At 42.7% G+C, this 17,098-nt stretch carries 11 protein-coding genes; 3 read left to right on the top strand and 8 right to left on the bottom strand.

Translation table 11 applies throughout. The features are described from left to right. Nucleotides 1–113 precede the first annotated feature (113 nt). Entirely contained in the window at nucleotides 114–1,214 is a 1,101-nt protein-coding gene (gene ada, locus ACM0OY_RS18555; RefSeq protein WP_414570317.1) for a bifunctional DNA-binding transcriptional regulator/O6-methylguanine-DNA methyltransferase Ada, read from the top strand. A 68-nt stretch (nucleotides 1,215–1,282) separates the two neighbouring features. Here ada and ACM0OY_RS18550 read toward each other — a convergent pair whose 3' ends face one another. The 4 genes from ACM0OY_RS18550 to ACM0OY_RS18535 form a co-directional block, all read right to left on the bottom strand. Continuing rightward, nucleotides 1,283–5,011: an N-acetylmuramoyl-L-alanine amidase gene (locus tag ACM0OY_RS18550; RefSeq protein ID WP_414570316.1), complete on the bottom strand. Its 3,729-nt coding sequence runs from the start codon at nucleotides 5,009–5,011 to the stop codon at nucleotides 1,283–1,285. 241 nt (nucleotides 5,012–5,252) lie between these two features. Beyond that, entirely contained in the window at nucleotides 5,253–6,914 is a 1,662-nt protein-coding gene (locus ACM0OY_RS18545; protein WP_414570328.1) for an AAA-like domain-containing protein, read from the bottom strand. A 379-nt stretch (nucleotides 6,915–7,293) separates the two neighbouring features. After that, a complete protein-coding gene (locus ACM0OY_RS18540; protein ID WP_414570315.1) occupies nucleotides 7,294–8,175 on the bottom strand; it encodes a succinate--CoA ligase subunit alpha in 882 nt (293 codons plus the stop codon). 96 nt (nucleotides 8,176–8,271) lie between these two features. Next, complete coding sequence (locus tag ACM0OY_RS18535; protein WP_414570314.1) at nucleotides 8,272–9,498, bottom strand: ATP-grasp domain-containing protein; 1,227 nt, start codon at nucleotides 9,496–9,498, stop codon at nucleotides 8,272–8,274. Nucleotides 9,499–10,117: 619 nt separating this feature from the next. Between ACM0OY_RS18535 and ACM0OY_RS18530 the strand changes: the two genes are divergently transcribed. After that, nucleotides 10,118–11,908, top strand: a complete 1,791-nt coding sequence (locus tag ACM0OY_RS18530) for a hypothetical protein (RefSeq protein ID WP_414570313.1) — start codon at nucleotides 10,118–10,120, stop codon at nucleotides 11,906–11,908. 334 nt (nucleotides 11,909–12,242) lie between these two features. On the opposite strand, the gene ACM0OY_RS18525 is transcribed toward ACM0OY_RS18530, so the two are convergent. Then, nucleotides 12,243–13,019 carry an ABC transporter permease gene (locus tag ACM0OY_RS18525; RefSeq protein ID WP_414570312.1) on the bottom strand — a complete coding sequence of 259 codons (777 nt, stop codon included), beginning with the start codon at nucleotides 13,017–13,019 and terminating at the stop codon, nucleotides 12,243–12,245. Nucleotides 13,020–13,342: 323 nt separating this feature from the next. Between ACM0OY_RS18525 and ACM0OY_RS18520 the strand changes: the two genes are divergently transcribed. After that, entirely contained in the window at nucleotides 13,343–14,491 is a 1,149-nt protein-coding gene (locus ACM0OY_RS18520) for a DegT/DnrJ/EryC1/StrS family aminotransferase (RefSeq protein WP_414570311.1), read from the top strand. Nucleotides 14,492–14,690: 199 nt separating this feature from the next. Here ACM0OY_RS18520 and ACM0OY_RS18515 read toward each other — a convergent pair whose 3' ends face one another. The 3 genes from ACM0OY_RS18515 to ACM0OY_RS18505 form a co-directional block, all read right to left on the bottom strand. Next, entirely contained in the window at nucleotides 14,691–15,839 is a 1,149-nt protein-coding gene (locus tag ACM0OY_RS18515; protein ID WP_414570310.1) for a universal stress protein, read from the bottom strand. Between the two features lie 292 nt (nucleotides 15,840–16,131). Then, nucleotides 16,132–16,734, bottom strand: a complete 603-nt coding sequence (gene kdpC / locus ACM0OY_RS18510; RefSeq protein WP_414570309.1) for a K(+)-transporting ATPase subunit C — start codon at nucleotides 16,732–16,734, stop codon at nucleotides 16,132–16,134. A 41-nt stretch (nucleotides 16,735–16,775) separates the two neighbouring features. Then, nucleotides 16,776–17,006 (bottom strand): hypothetical protein, encoded by a 231-nt coding sequence (locus ACM0OY_RS18505; RefSeq protein ID WP_414570308.1) that lies wholly within the window; start codon nucleotides 17,004–17,006, stop codon nucleotides 16,776–16,778. Nucleotides 17,007–17,098 lie beyond the last annotated feature (92 nt).

The following is a 17,098-nucleotide window of genomic DNA, read 5'->3' as shown; positions in this document are numbered from 1 at the left end:
ACATCTGTAGTCTCTCCAAACCCACACGAATTTGAAAGCAAGAAGCGGAGTGTTGGGAACAAGAACCGCTGTTAGATTAGTATTCTGAACGCGAATCGTTAAAACGAACGCATATGAACATCTCAGCGAAAAACGCCCAACTGGCAGCGGTAACGGAGAACGATGCCCGTTGGGTATCCGTTGTCGCTCGCGATCCTCAGGCGGATAGCAAATTCTACTACTCAGTTAAGACTACCGGCGTGTACTGCCGTCCATCGTGTGCCGCGCGTCTGGCGCGACCGGAAAATGTGCGCTTCCATGCAACCTGCAAGGATGCCGAGAAAGCTGGGTTCCGCCCGTGTAAGCGTTGTAAGCCGGATCGGGACTCGGCGAAGGAACAGCAGCTAGCAAAAATTGCGATCGCTTGCCGACTCATTGAGAAATCTCAGGAGATGCCGAGTCTGGAACAACTATCAAAGCATGTGGGATTGAGTAAGTATCACTTCCACCGTGTGTTCAAGGCAATTACTGGACTGACACCGAAAGAATACGCGGCGGCTCATCGCCAGAACCGCGTGCGGAAAACGCTCAAGAAAAGCGGTACGGTGACGGAGGCAATTTACAACGCCGGATACAATTCCAACGGACGGTTCTACGAAACATCAGATCGAGTATTGGGTATGACACCTTCAAACTATCGCGCTGGTGGCGCTGATACAGACATACACTTCGCTGTCGGCGAATGCTCTTTGGGATCGATCCTCGTTGCCAAAAGCGATCGCGGGATCTGCGCCATTTTTCTGGGCGACGAACCAGACGCACTAACACGCCATTTGCAAGACAGATTCTCACAGGCCAATTTCATCGGTGGCGATGCCGAGTTCGAGGAACTCGTCTCGAAAGTTGTGGGCTTTGTTGAAGTGCCAGCATTGGGGCTGGACTTGCCTCTCGATATCCGCGGTACTGCCTTCCAGCAGCGCGTGTGGCAAGCGTTACAGAAGATTCCGCACGGTTCGACGGCAAGCTATACGGACATCGCCAAGTCCATCGGTTTGCCGAAATCAGTTCGGGCAGTTGCCCAAGCCTGCGGTGCAAATCCCTTAGCAGTAGCGATTCCTTGCCATCGTGTTGTGCGTCATGACGGCGCATTGTCGGGCTATCGATGGGGCGTGGAACGCAAACGCACTCTTCTTGAACGGGAGACACGGACATCAACGCAGCAGCCAGAAATTTAAGCTTAGTGTTGTGGCAGGCATCGCTCCACAATAGCCCATCGATGGGTATTCCCATTTGAGTTAACTATCTACTTTTCTCCTAAATACTGGAGAATACCACGAGCGATCGCTTCGGCCATCTTATTTTGTGAATCTGGATTAGTTAATACAGCAACATCTTTTGCATTATCGATAAAACCTGTTAGTACTGAAATAGCTGGGATAGTGTTTTTCTTTAAAATATAAAAACCAGTATTTTTTACTCCCCTGTTAGATAAGCCACTAACCTTAATAATTTTATCAAGAACTATTTCAGCTAGACGCTTACTATCATCTGAAGTAGCATATATTTCAATACCATTAGCTTGTCCGTTGAATACATTTGCGTGAACGCTAATAAACAAGGTTGCGCTAACTCGATTTGCCATTTCTACTCTATAGGAGAGGCTGTCTGTGACGCTAGACGAGACATATTCTGCATCCCGTGTTAGTACTGCCGACACACCACTTTGCTCTAAAATCTCTGCTATTTTTTTGCTAATAGGTAGAACTACATCCTCTTCTCGCAGTTCATAAATGCCTCTCGAACCCGTGTCTGGGGTCATGCCATGTCCAGGGTCAATAACTACTACAATTCCGGTCTTAGAAGGCTTACTCACTGTAGTAGTTGATGTTTGAGAAGGTACTATTTCTGAGGCAAATCCGCAGATTTGACGAACTTCTTGCATCCGATTTTGGCTTTGGCTAACTCGAACGCTCACGTCGCCATTACTCATATCAGCTGCATATGGTAAATAGCCCTGCAACCATTCACAACTCTGATTTAATAGTTTTTCTAAAGTTTCTACTTTGACAATTTTGTCATTTAAAAAAGTGTTCTCTTTCTTGGATTCATCATTAGCACTACTGAGATAGTTATTTAAAGCATTCTGTTCTTGCTGCAACCAAACCAAAGCAGTCTTATCAGATGAGGCTGTGACAATGCGTTGCCCATGGCGGTTAAAACTAGCACTCCAAACCGTGCCATGATGCCCTTTCAAAGTAGTAATCTCCTTTCCTGTCAAGTCCCACACTCGGGCAGTACCGTCGCGGGAGGCAGTGATAATGCGCTCTCCATCAGTGCTAAAACTGGCGCTCCAGACAATATCATCAAGTGTAATTCCCCATTTTTTTTCTTCGCTTTCCTTAGATGGTGTCTGTGGATCTTCCTTTTCTTGCAGGTATTGCTTCCATTCCCATTTCTGTACGGTTTTGTCACCGGAAGCTGTAACGATAGATTTTCCGTCTGGGCTAAAACTGGCACTATAGACGGCGCTCTTATGCTCTCGAAACAAAGCAATTTTCTTTCCCGTCAACTCGTCCCAAACTCGAGCAGTCTTGTCACCGGAAGCTGTGACAATGTATTTTCCATCAGGGCTAAAATTGGCACTCCAGACCATGCCCTCATGCCCTTTGAGGATAGAAATTTGCCGTCCTGTCAAGTCCCAAACTCGGGCGGTCTTATCAGATGAGGTTGTGACAATGTATTTTCCATCAGGGCTAAAATTGGCACTCCAGACCATGCCCTCATGCCCTTTGAGGATGGAAATTTGCTGTCCTGTCAAGTCCCAAACTCTAGCGGTCTTATCAGATGAAGTTGTGACAATGTATTTTCCATCAGGGCTGAAACTGGCATTGTAGACAATACCTTGATGACCTTTTAAGCTGTAAATTTGCCGTCCCATTTTCCATAAGTGACCAACATTGTCACTGGAGGTAGTGATAATATACTGACCATCAGGGCTAAAACTGGCGCTGGTAACCGGATACTGATGCCTTAGCACTTGCGGCATATTTTCAAAGATGATTTGTAAAGCTAGCACTGGATTAGCTTCAAAGTCGAGTGTTTGCAGATGATTTTTCTCTAGTAAGGCTTTGAAATCATTTCCGTATTTTATTGCTGCTAGCAAAGCTTTTACCCGATCCAACTCAAATTGTGCTAAAGCTTGGACAAATAACCCTTCCAGTTTTGCACCTTCCCGTGTAATCTGTGTTTTTGCTTCTGCCTGTTTTTGAGATGCCTCTGCTTTTTGTTTTTTTCGTTCTGCCAGTTCTGTTGCTTTGAGTGCCTTTTGTAGCTGTTCGCGGGCGATTTTACTCTTAGACTGCGCTGCTAAAACGGATTGTTGTGCTTCAGTTCGAGTTTTTTTTGCATCGTCATCAGTTTTTTTTGCCCGTGCTAGGGCTTGCTCCTGTTGTTTCTTAGCCTTATTAGCATCAGCTATTGCTTGTTTACCGTCAGATTCTGCCTTTTTTACCCGTTCGAGGGCTTGCTGCTGATCGGCTATTGCTTGTTTGCGGTCAGATTCTGCCTTGTTAACATCAGCTTGTGCTTGCCGCGCCTGCCCCAATTGATATTGAGCCAATATTAACGAAGCTATCACCCCCACTACAGCCAACCCTAGCACCACAGAGCCAATCTGAATCCGCTGATTAGCTTTATGGTTTGCCTTTGCTAATACCTGCCTTGCCTGTTCCTCTGCCTCCAGCCGTTTCTGCACATCGCGCTTTTCTAATTCTTGGCTAGCAGCTAAAAACTGATAATCCAAATCGCTTAAACTTTTACCGACTGTCCATTCTTGAGCATCTTGCAAAGCCTTTCCCCGCAACAAGCGCGACTCATCTTGACGTTCCGACTCAACCCAAGCATTTAATGCACCAGAGTAAGGACGCAACTTTGCTAAGATTTTCTCACTCCATTCCTGCTTAAACACCTCTGCGTAAATGCGGTTATAAATTCGCAGCTTTCCCTCCCGCTTCACCACCAACCCCGTCAGCCGCAGTTCCGTTTGTTCGGGACTGTCATCAGCAACTATCTCTCCCTGCTGCGAAATTTGCTGACACAACCCCAACAATCGCCCAGTCCGCTGTTCCCCACTCCGCATGATTCTGTCACGAATCGTCTTCAAATGCTCCGGCTCATCCTGCGCTTCCCAATTCTCAATAATCCGCTGGCGTAACAACTCTTCTACCCAGTCCCCAGTCGCTAGTCCCCAATCCCTAGTCTCCAGTCCTCTCTGCACCAGCAATTTACAGACTTTTTGTGTCAAAAACGGCTGTCCCCCAGTCCATTCCAGCACCACCCGCATCAATTCTTGAGAATCGCCCACCTCTGCTAATCCTTGGGCTAAGGGTTGCGCCTCTTGGAGTTGAAAGCCAGTTAAATCAATTGCCCGTCCAATATTAAAAGGTGTGCGGCGTTTGTCTTGAATCAAATCTGAAGGCGTAGACACCCCAATCAAAGCAAAGGTGAGACGATGATAATCAGGATAGTCAGCGCGTCGGTTATAGCAATCCCGAATCACAGCAAAAAAGTCATCCAAGTTGAAGGAAAGGCTGAGAATACTATCTATTTCATCAATAAAAATAACTATCTTTGCAGTAATTATTTTGAGTAAAACCGTTTCAATAAACTTGCTAAACCGCTGCACTGGTGACAGCAACCCGTTCTCAGTCCACCAAGTATCTAAATCAAACTCATTGTAAATATTAAAACTCCCCACCAGCGTATCAATTACCCCCGCGTACCACTCTTCTGGGGTAATATCTGCCGTGCCGATCGCTGTAATATCAATAGCAGCACAGGCAAAACCCTCTTCCTGCAATTGCTTCATCACCTGCACGCGCAAACTAGATTTCCCCATCTGCCGTGAGTTGAGAACATAACAAAACTCCCCAGCTTTTAAGCCTTCATAAAAATCATAGTCAGCTTGCCTTCTAACGTAGGTTAGCGCATCTTGAGGCAGACTACCCCCGACTTGATACTGATACTGCGTCATAGGCTATTTATAGGGACTGGGGACTGGGGAGTAGGAAAAAGACATTATTTATTAATTACGAATTACGAATTACGAATTAAATCAGCTAGGCGCTTTAAACTGCAAGTTGTAGGTTAAATTGCTCAAGGAGTTCGGTTAAGGTGATATCTTTTGCCTAGAATAACTTGAACCATGAATTTATACCTTTTTACTTTAATAGTGGTTCAAAATAAAAGTCTTTCATACCTCCTAATGTAATTTCTTAATTGTTAATTCCCAGGCGATCGCAAAAATACTGTCTATACAAATCACATAAAGGTATCACTTCATTACCCTGAAATTTTACCACCCCCATACTGCGGAGTTTAAATGCTGCTTCTGCTCCCACATCCACAGGAGAATCTGCTGTCACCACTTGTTGAATTGCATCCAGTAATTCTGGATCTATTTGCAAATTCAGCCAATGGCGGCGCAAATGATCGCTGTAAGGACCTTCCTCTGTGGCTGCAATTTGCTGTAGTTTTGGCAGCGTCATCCTACCACGGGCAATTTCATAAAGCGCCATCCGCACTAAATAAGGATGACCATTCACCAACTTTCTCAACTCTTCCACCTGTGAATCAGACCAATTTATGCTGTGACGCTTGACTAAATCTTGTACTTGTATTTGATTCAAATCTGGTAATTCAATTGGTAAACCCACATTAAAAGGTGACTGATTAATATTAAGTGGAATGTAAACTTCTTTAGAATGAGCAATTACTAACCTGAGATTTTTCCAAAGTACTTCATTTTTTGAGCGCTCATGCCAAGCCCGCAGCAATCCAAAAAAATCGGCAGCAATTATCGGATGTTTGAAAACTTCATCCACTTCATCCAAACCCAAAGCAATAGGACTATTAATTGCAGGTAATAAATACCGTTGAAAGTAATTTGTACATTTATTTTTGCTACCCAAAACTCCTTTCCAATAATCACTGAGTTTATCTGGTAAATTCAATTCGTTAGTAATGCTGGCACAAAACCACTGTAAAAATAAATCCAAGCTATTGAGAAATTCTGCATCGGCTGATTGAAAGTTTAAAGATGCACTTTGATAATTATTTTGATGAGCGTGACTCAGAATTCGCGTCATTAAGGAGGTTTTGCCCATCTGCCGAGGAGCTTTGATCCGAATTAAAGCACCTGGCTTGAGAATAGTTTCGTAACAGTCTGTTTCAATTGGGGGACGCTCAACATAAAAAGCAGAATCTAGAGGTACTTGCCCTTCTGGATTTTCTAGAGAGATTACTGTTACTGTCGGTATTGAGTTTTGGGGAATCTGTTCTGGCTGGCGCTGTTGTGCAATCCCTGGGCTATCTTTTGGCTTGTTGCGGCTTTTCAAAATTGGAGTTGCAGACTCAGGAATACTTTCTAAATCAATCGCACTACAGCCAAACTCATAAGCATCTTCATAGCTTCTGTCAGCGCCCAGTGCATCATAAAAACCAACGGCAAATTTAATCGCCGCCCGATCGCCAATTGCCTGATTCATGCCCACTACACAATCAATGTGTTGATGAATGGCTTCAGCTTGTACCTCGCTATAGCAAGCATTCAATAGCACACACTCAACCTGATTTTTAAATAACTTAAATAGCCTTGCCAGTGAAGCTGTACTCACCAGTTGCATTTGCCCTACATTATTTTCTAAGGCCAAACCCTGATTTCCAGCCCCATGCCCAGAAAAGTGAACAATTTCCGGTTCGTGATCCAAAAGCGCACGGCGTAAATCATCAGTCCGGACTGCCCATCTGGTGATAATTTCAAACCGATCTCGGCTTCTAGCACGTTCCAAACCAGCCTGAATTTCCCGTACTTCTTCATCCAGGCGTAGCTTTTCTGTATTTTGCGGATTGGCTGACAAAATCAGGATTTTTTTCACACTGCTTTCAACTATTAAACTATTAAACACAGGATTATTATTTAGATGTAGTATACTACAGTACAGTTAAGCTTCATTCCTAATGCTTTCAACGCGTTTTTCTTTTTAAAGACAATATTAGATAAGCTGATACCTTCTCTAACTCTAGGAGATTTTCGCCTCAAAAAGCAGTTTGATTTTTTGATTTTGCCGGAAATCAGCTATGTCTGTGGTTTTCCTCCATTACTTATATTTTCAGCAATGTCCTAGGAAATAAATATTTAGCAAAGACCGAATTACGAAATTCTAATGTTGGAATTATTCGTACAAATTTATTGAAGCTATGAGCAATTATTACTGTGAGTAGCCGACGAGTTTTTATTGGCAGATTGCATCTGGTTTAATTAATCCCTTTTTTCACCAATTGTGGAATTTGAGAAGGGCGTTCAGCTACGGGAACTTGTACTTCTTTGAAAGCAGCTAATTTACTTTGGGCTGTGCCAAAATTGGGGTCGCGTCCGATAACTGTTGCTAAAGTGCCGGTTTGGCGCCAACTTTTCCCTGGTGGTGCAAGTCTGCCTGCAATGTAGGCAATTACTGGTTTATCAATGGCCTCAGCAATGTAGCGCGCCGCTGCTTCTTCACTACCACCACCAGGTTGACCGACTAAAACGATCGCTTCTGTAGTCTCATCCTCGTCGAGAATTTGTAGCCATTGCAAAAACGAAGAACCAACGATCGCATCACTACCGATGCTGACACTAATCGACTGCCCCAAACCAGCTTTTGTTAATTCGTAGGCGACTTCGTAAGTAAGGGTACTGCTACGACTGACAATCCCCACTGGCCCTGGTGTATAAAATTCACTTGGTTGAGTTCCTAAGAGAATTTTTCCTGGCACAATGATCCCCGGACTATTTGGCCCGACTACCAAGGTTTCACAGGCCTCGGCTTTGCGGAGTAATTGCACCATATCCAAAGGTGGCACTCCAGCGGTGATAATAATAATTTGGCGAATCTGAGATGCGATCGCTTCTAATGCCGCATCCAAAACATCGTAAGGATCTACACAGATAATTGTCGTGTCAATTGGGCCAAATTGTTCTACTACTTCCTCTACTAAGTCAAATACTGGTATTTCGTGCAGTTCCTGTCCGCCGCATCCAGGATTGACACCAGCTACCAAATTCGTGCCATAGGCTTTCATTTGAGCAACATGAGTGCCTGATATAAATTCACAAAAGCCTTGAATTAAGACTTTACTCTCTGGCGTTATGTTCATAATAATTTACCGTAAGCTTGGCAAGCCAGTTAACCCCTTCGGGGAATTCAAAATTCAAAATTCAAAATTCAAAATTTAAAATTCAAAATTGTCTGACTATTTCTTCTTTGTACTTGGTTTAGCAAGACGAACTGCTACTTCCACTGCCTCATCTAAATTTTCTACCACAATAAGGGCACTGCTCTGAGTTTTAAGTGTTGCTAAATAATTTTTAGTCGCATTCAACTCAGAACCAGCAAGACGAACAACTAAGGAGGGAATATTCAGATCTCGTGGAATTTTACTACCATTAGAGCGTACTATTTTTAATTTGAGTTCGTTGTTGTCTTCCTGTACAAATTTGGCAATGATTTGGGCTACTTCCTCAGCCTGAGGAATGTTACCCAGGAAGTTTATTAGTATAACTTCGATGCTTTTGTCAGCAGCCAAAATTTTCAACCCTGTTTCTAGGCGATCGCTAAATGTAGTTGGTGTAGTATCAGTAAGGAAAGCATGGCGTAGATTCAAACAAACACCTGGTTTACCGCCAGCATTAGCGACTAAATCCAAAGTTGCCATTACTGAACCAGTACCATTACCTAAAATACCGATTTTTCCGTGCATTTGCACACCATCCCAATCGCCCAAAATACCGTTGATTTCAGTACTTGGATGACGGCTGATGATTTTTGCTGCCATTTCCCCAAGATCTGGATGACGCTTGATGGCTCGTTCATTCACCCTGACTTTACCATTAAGAGCCATAACTTCGCCGTTAGGATTGACTGCCAAGGGATTGATTTCGACTAAATCCAGGTCTTTTTGCACAAATAACTGGTACATCTTCTGGAGAACGCTGCTTACCGATTGCATCAGCGTTCCCTGCAAACCCATTTTCAAAGCCAGTCGTCGCGCATAAAATGGCGAGAATTCTTGTTCAACGACGACATGGTGCATTTTTTCGCCAGCGGATTCCCAATCGATGTCTGCTTCTTTGCAACCTAAAAGTACAGGCCGGCAAACAGCAGTGTCTAAAACCACCGCCAGATAAAATTCTTGGTTGGCGTCGTATTGGGATTCTGCCAGCACGACTTCCGGCAACTCGCCCCATATGGGTAAACTAAAGATATTTTGGGCAGCTGCGATCGCATCGATTGTTGTTTCGGCAAATCTGACTCCACCTGCTTTTGCCCGTTCTGCTCCATGCACTTGAGATTTCAGTACAATTGGAAAACCAATTTTTAAACGTTTCAAATCTGTGGGATGGTCAATTCGTTGGGAAGGCAATACAGGAATGCCTATCTTCCCAAACCATTCTTTAACTTGGTACTCTAATAAATCCATTGATACACCTTGATTGACTCTTTCCAAGCTTTTGATTATTGCTGTCTAAATATTTGGCAGCACCTTGATTACATATTGACAGCTATAAAAACTTATTTTTCATGTATCAATTTTATCGAATTCAGCAAATGAGGCAAATTAATTCTTCTAGCCATAAGACCTAATTAATCTCCTCAGTAGATTTTCCAGCATAGAAGATAACTAGCATTCCTGTCAAAAACCTCTAACAACGCAACATTTCCTTAACCTGTGGATAATTTTGTCACAATTCCTCTGCAACTATAATTTTGTCCGAGAGTAGCTGTTGTGAATTTAATTGCCACAAAATCATGCAGTGAAAATACTCAAAAACATTAGTATTCCCATTTTTTCAGGAAAATATATACCTGTGGATAGATTATCTAATCTCGTATCTACTAAGTTGAAAATGTAGCCGTGCGAACAATCACTAGTATTTGAATTTTTGGTTAAAAGTTGGAATTTGTGTTAGAAAGTTGTTCGATTAGATTTTCAGCCTGTGGTTGGTTAAACTGTGCATCTTTATTCAAAAAACCCAAACAGTTCATTTGACCTCCTTAAAGATAATCAAAACAATATAGAAGTTTAGTACGAAAGCTCTATGAAAGTAGCAGTTCAGCAGGAAGATTTACAGCTTTTAGCCAAAACTTTGCAGGAACAATTGCTTGTAGAAGTCCCATTGGCTGGAGTCTTTCAAGTTAAGTGTGCCGTCAATAAAGACGAGCTAATGATTTTAACCCAACACCCATCAGGTGTAATAGTTGATGCTCAGGCGATCTTTGCAGTCATTGAAGACGCACTTCAGTCTTTAGCACCCTACAGAGAGCAACGAGTACAATGTTTCCTCAGAGTTTTTGGCGAACAACTTCCTTATGCCAAACGTTTTCTCGCTCTCAAGCAGAGGGCGGAATCGAATGATGGGGAGGTGGGGGTCTGGGGATCTGGGGAAGTAAGGGGAGCAGGGGGGGATGAGGAAGTAATATCTTCGTTTTCCTCTTCATCTTCCTCATCAGCTCTAACCTATTTTCCATCGCTGGATGAAACTGAAGAAGAGGAAGTATTTGACCCATTTGCAGATGCACCGAATTTGCCGGCTTCTAAGCCAGCACGCCAAGTCAAACCCATCTTCGTAGGTGTAGCCTTGGTGGGAATTGTTGGTTTAGGCATTGCTGGCTATTTACTGACTCGCCCTTGTGTGATGTCTGAGTGTAAAGAAATACAAGTTGCCGAACAATTAAAAACAAAATCCCCCCAATTGATGCGTCGCGCCAAGTCGGAAAAAGAATTAATGGCAGTACAGCAGCGACTGACAGCGGCTAGCGCAGCCTTGAGTGCAATTCCTAGTTGGTCACCCCGTTACCAGATGTCAGAAGAACTCAAAGCAAGTTTGTCTGGACGGTCAGAAAAAATCAACCAAGTAGTTAAGGCTTTACAAACGGCATCTTTGGCGGCAGAAAAAATTAAAACTCCCGCACGTAGTTTAGAAGAAATACAAGGTAGACAACATTTATGGCGACAGGCGATCGCACCACTAGAGGCTATAACTCCCAATAGTGAACTTTATCCACTAATACAAGCAAAATTATTTAGTTATCGTATTAGTCTGCACACTGTGAATCAGCAGATGCAAACTGAAGAAAAATGGCTGAAAAAACTAGCAGCAGCAAAAGATGTAGCCAATACAGCCGAAAGTCGCCAAGCTAGTGCTAAATCCTTGAAGGACTGGCAAAAGGTACAATCTAACTGGCAGGTAGTCATTAATGCCTTGAGGGTAATTCCCCAGACTAGCCCTGCATATCAAGAAGCCCAAAATTTGTTGCTAGACTATAAACCCAAGTTAGTAACAGCACGCGATCGCGCTACTAAAGAGCAATTAGCTGCTAGAACTTACCAACAAGCTGTTAGCACCGCCAACCAAGCCAAGGTCTATCAACAACAAAATCAATGGCAAGCAGCAGCGACATACTGGGAGCAGGCTTTGGAAACTGCTAAAAAAGTTTCCCAAGATAGTTTGTATTACACTCAGGCTCAGTCCTTGATTGAACCCTACTCAACAGCCTTCAAACAAGCACAAGAAAAAGTACAAGTTGTTAGTGGTTTGCAACAAACCCGCGCTGACTTAGATAAAACCTGTATTAATGGAATTCGGATTTGCACCTTTAGTATGGACAATGCTGGAATTATTGTCCGGTTAACCCGTGAGTATGACCAATTAAGGCAAAATAGTTCGGCTAATCCTGATTCTGAAAACTCGGATAATGGTGTTGACTTTACTACTCACTTACAAATCTTACAGGAAGCCCTAGCTGTAATTAGTGACAATGCCAATTTGTCTCTTTTTCTCTATGATTCTCAAGGTCAGGTAATTTATACGCGGACTTTGGGAGGGTAAAAAAGTTATGAGTGATAAGTTAAGAGTTAGGAGTTTTTATTTTTACTTCTAACTTCAATACATAGAGATAATATAGAACTAGTATTTGATTTTTGAAATTACTCGTACAAGCAGGGAACAGGCAATAGGCAATAGGCAATAGTGAAGAAAGAAAGGGATTAGAAGTGTACGGATTTTTTTCAGAAATCAAACCGGATTCCTATACAATGTAATTCTTTTTGACTTTTGGATGTGTAGCAGTTGAAGTATAGTTTAGGACATAACGCGATCGTAAAATCTGAAGGCTAAAATACTTTCTTTGCCTATTGCCTGTTCCCTGCTATAGATTACTGCTTCACCTGATTAACTGCGCGGCAAAATTAAAAAACTGACGACACAATCCCTTAGTCAGCAAAACTGTGGTCAGTAAATTAGCAAAAGCAACCATGAATGTAATTAAAATTTCGTAGGATACTGCATCCAAAGGCTTCACACCAGCTAGTAACTGACCTGTGGTAATTCCTGGTATTGCCACCATACCTATAAGTATCATTTGATTGAGAGTTGGAATCAATGCAACTCTGATGGCGTCTTTGCGATACTGGCTAACTGCTTGCTCTGGAGTTGCGCCTAAGCTCAAGTGGGTTTCTATTTCGAGATGGCTGGAATTAATAGTGCTGACAAGGCGTTCCCCGGCGATCGCCGCTGCGTTCATGGCATTACCTATGACTATTCCTGCTAAGGGAATCACGTACTGTGCTTGATACCATCTGTTTGGTTGCAGAATCAAGAAGTTGGTGTAAAGCACTGTTAGAACAGTACTGATGAAAATTGCACCCCAGACCAAAGGTAATACATAAGGTATCTTTTGGCTGATGCGATTTCGTGCGACAATCGCCGTAATCGTCAGCATAATTGCTAATATTGCCAAAACCGCCCAAGCATTGTCCAAAGCAAAGATGAAATCTAGAATGTATCCCAATACAAGTAGTTGTAAGATGGTTCTTCCAGTAGCAAGGGCTAAGTTCAACTCTAGTCCTAATTTTTCCCAGATAGATACGCCAATGGCGATCGCCATTAATCCTAAAGCAATACCTAAATCCACAAAATCTAGCTCGATTAGATCCTGCATGGGTTTTCTATCTCCTGGTATTTTTTTCTCACAGCAGCACCTACACATGGAACTTTGGGTCGATGTGTTGGCTCTTGGTTGATATACATCACCTTCATCAATTCAAAATTCAAAATGGTACAACTTTAACATGGTAATCACTTAGTAACACTACTATCTGTAATTAAACGTGCAGTAGTTGACTACACCACAATTTAAGCAAAAACCCTAATAGATGCCTAATTTGGGCGATAGTCTTTGAACAGCTCTTTGATTAACAATTCAATCAGCAAAAATTGACTCTCGAAGTGCATCCTTTGTATCTTCCGATAAAATAAAAACTCATGATCCAAAGCGTAAATCCCGTCCCTGCTTTTGACATCAAGCAACAATACACTAGCATCGAAGCAGAAGTAAGTGCAGCCGTCTTAGAAGTTCTGGCTTCTGGCCGTTATATCGGTGGCCCTTTAGTCGAAGGCTTCGAGCAACAGTTTGCCGCCTATCATGGTGTTAGTCAATGTGTAGCTTGTAATTCTGGTACTGATGCCCTCTATTTAGCTCTACGAGTCTTGGGAATTGGTGCAGGCGATGAGGTGATCACAACGCCTTTCACTTTTATCGCTACTTCTGAAGTGATTAGCGCCGTGGGTGCAAAACCTGTTTTCGTTGATATTGATGCTACTACATTTAATTTAGATGTAGAGCAAGTAGCAGCGGCGATTACACCAAAAACCAAAGCGATTATCCCGGTTCACCTATTTGGGCAACCAGTGGATATGACATCATTGATGGCGATCGCTCTGACTCACAATTTGTCAGTAATTGAAGATTGCGCTCAATCTACAGGCGCAATGTGGGGCGATCAAAAAGTCGGAAGCATTGGACATATTGGTTGCTTTAGTTTCTACCCTACCAAAAATCTTGGTGGTTGCGGTGATGGCGGAGCAATAACGACTAAAGATCCAGCGATCGCCGCAAAACTGAGAATCCTACGAGATCATGGAAGTAAAATTCGATATTTGCACGAGGAAATAGGTGTAAATAGCCGCTTGGATGCTCTACAAGCGGCTATTTTGCAAATTAAATTGCGTTATTTGGATATTTGGAATGAACGGCGGCGAGAAATTGCCAATTATTACTATCAATTCCTGAGTCAAATTCCCGCCATCGTTCCACCCCAAGAATTACCAGGCGGTTTTGGGGTATGGAACCAATATACTATTCGCATATCAGGCGAAAAACGAAATGGCGCCAGCGCCAAATATCGAGATTGGGTACGTACTCAATTGCAAGACCAAGGCGTCAGTTCAATGATTTACTACCCTTACCCTTTACACTTGCAGCCAGTTTATCAAAATTTGGGCTATCAAATTGGTGACTTACCAGTGGCAGAGCAAGCCTGTCATGAAGTTATATCTTTGCCTATGTTCCCAGAACTGACACAACAACAGCAAGACCAGGTGATTTATGCGCTAAAAGATTGCTTGAATTAACGTGAGTTCGACTAACCTCTCCCTGCCTTGAAGTTTAGTTCAAGCCTATCCCTCTCCGAGTCGGAGAGGGACGGTTTTGTCTAGTAAAACCTTTAAGAAGTTTTTTGATGGAGTAAATTGGGCAGACAATATATGAGCCACCGAATTCAGGTTAATTTTAATTATGGGATTTACCCATTGCCTTTTAAGAAGAAAAGGGCTATTTAGGTGAAACCATTTTTTCGCTAGCAATGATATGTAAATCAATATTTTTGAGCAAGCGCACCAATTTTTGCGTTAAAGAGCCTTTCAGGAGTATTTGCCAGCGCGATCGCTGACTTTCTCCAATTACAATTTGAGTAATCCGATATTTCTCTGCTGTTTCGGCGATCGCATTAGCTACGTTACTATTAGTTACTCGAATAAAAGTCCCTTCAAATTCTTTACACAATTTTTCACAAGTGTGGATGTGTAAACTTTCCTCTTTAGTAAGGAAGCGTTCTGGATCGGCAACAAACAAAGTATACAGGGGTGCATTCATATAGTTCGCAATTCTCGCACCACGGCGTAACAGTTGCACAGAGTTAGGATAAGTAGATACACATACTAATACTCGTTCGTGAATGTTACAAAATTGTCCATTTGGGGTAGTGGCGATGGCGTTTTCTTCTACGTTGTCTGCGACTTCTCGTAAAGCCAACTCGCGCAAAGCAATTAAATTACGACGTTGGAAAAAGTTATCGAGGGATTGTTGGATTTTTTGCGGTGCGTAAATCTTGCCTTCTAATAATCGTTCTTGTAGTGTTTCCGGGGTCACATCGACTAACACTACTTCATCCGCTTCATCCAGAATCCTATCAGGAACACGTTCGCGGACTACAACTCCGGTAATTCTGGCTACTAAGTCATTGAGACTTTCCAGATGTTGGACATTCATTGTCGAGTAAACATCGATACCTGCCGTCAAGACTACTTCTACATCTTCGTAGCGTTTTTCGCGTGGGGAACCAGGGACATTAGTATGGGCAAGTTCATCGATTAAGACTAATTGGGGCGATCGCTTTACAATAGCATCTGTATCCATGTCGGTTAGCATCAACTCACCGCGAGGATATTTCTTGCGAGGTACAATCTCTAGTCCTTCTCCCTTGTCTGCTGTTTCCTTACGTCCGTGGGTTTCCAAAAGCCCAACAACGACATCAATTCCTTCTTGTTTGAGTGCGTGTCCCTCTTCCAACATCCGGTAGGTTTTGCCTACCCCAGGAGCCATACCAATAAAGATTTTATGCTTACCTCGCCGTGGCGGATAAAGCGAGTAACTTACAGAATTTAAAGGCGCATTCCCAGACAAACCAGTATTATCTGACATCTCAGTTTTAGTACCTATTATTGCAGGGAGTGGGGATGAGGGAGGCAGGGGAGGCAGGGGGAAATTAACAATTCAAAATTCAAAATTCACGCATTAAAGACAATTTCAGACGAAGAGGAGTGCGGTCTTGGGGTCTCCCCAAGAGGAGCAACTCCGGGGGATTTAAACCCCGACTGAAACTGGGGCTACCTGTAGAGGTAGGGGTCTTAAACCCTTTTATTTACGATAAATCTTACTCTCAATTTCTAACTGAGCAGTACCCATAGCCAATGCTCAATGCCGAATGCCCCATTTACTGATTTTGCTGACGATTAACATCTTGTAGGTCAAGAGCATAATTTAATCGCAGGACGTTGACACCAGGTTCGCCAAAAATCCATAAAAATCTGCCATCAGTATACTTATTAATTAGACGCAAAATTTCGTCTTGCTCGAGTCCACGGGCGCGAGCTACTCGCTCTAATTGCTGGCGGGCTGCTTTGAAGGAAATATGGGGATCTAAACCCGAACCAGAGGTGTAAATAATATCAGCGAACGCTTCCAGATTTTCCTCTCGCAATTGATTTGACTGCTCTATAATCCGATTGAGTAACTCTGGATTGCTAGCAGCAAGATTGCTGGCTCCAGATATGCCAGTTGGCCTGGCTTTTTTTCCTTGGCTATATCTAACAGTACTGGGGCGAGAATGGAAATATCGCTCAGATGTAAAAGTTTGACCAATCAAAGCTGAGCCAATTGGTTCATTATTTAAATTCCGCATGATGCTCCCATTAGCTTGGTAGGGCAAGAAAACTTGACCCACTACAAGGATTACGAGAGGATAGATGATTGCAGTCAACAACCAAAGCATTAGAGTTATGAAAATTGCTCTGATTGTTTCTCGAATAATTGCCATAATAAATTTTCTACTTGCTCCTATAAATTAATTTTTAATTTTTAATTTTTAATTCTTTTGCCAAATAGGATGCTGTCAACAGCATCAATAATTGGGAGAACTACCACATTCAACCACAGCAGGCTAAAAATAGCGAGTAGTAAATGTTGTTTATCAAGAAGGGGAAGGGGGAAGAAGGAAAGGGATTTAATTTTCCTTTTACCTTTGCCCTTTAACCTTTTCCCTGCTTCTTGCAAGAGGTCTATTGTTGAATAACAACTATATTTATTCATATTCCTTTTGTTTATGCCCTCAACAGCTAAAAGTAAAAATCAAACTGGCAAAAATGTCCATTATCTTACCAAGGTAAGAAGCACTTGTTTGG

The sequence above is a fragment of the Nostoc sp. CCY 9925 genome (assembly GCF_963920935.1).
Lineage (GTDB): Bacteria > Cyanobacteriota > Cyanobacteriia > Cyanobacteriales > Nostocaceae > Nostoc.
This window is presented reverse-complemented; position numbering and strand designations above follow the sequence as displayed.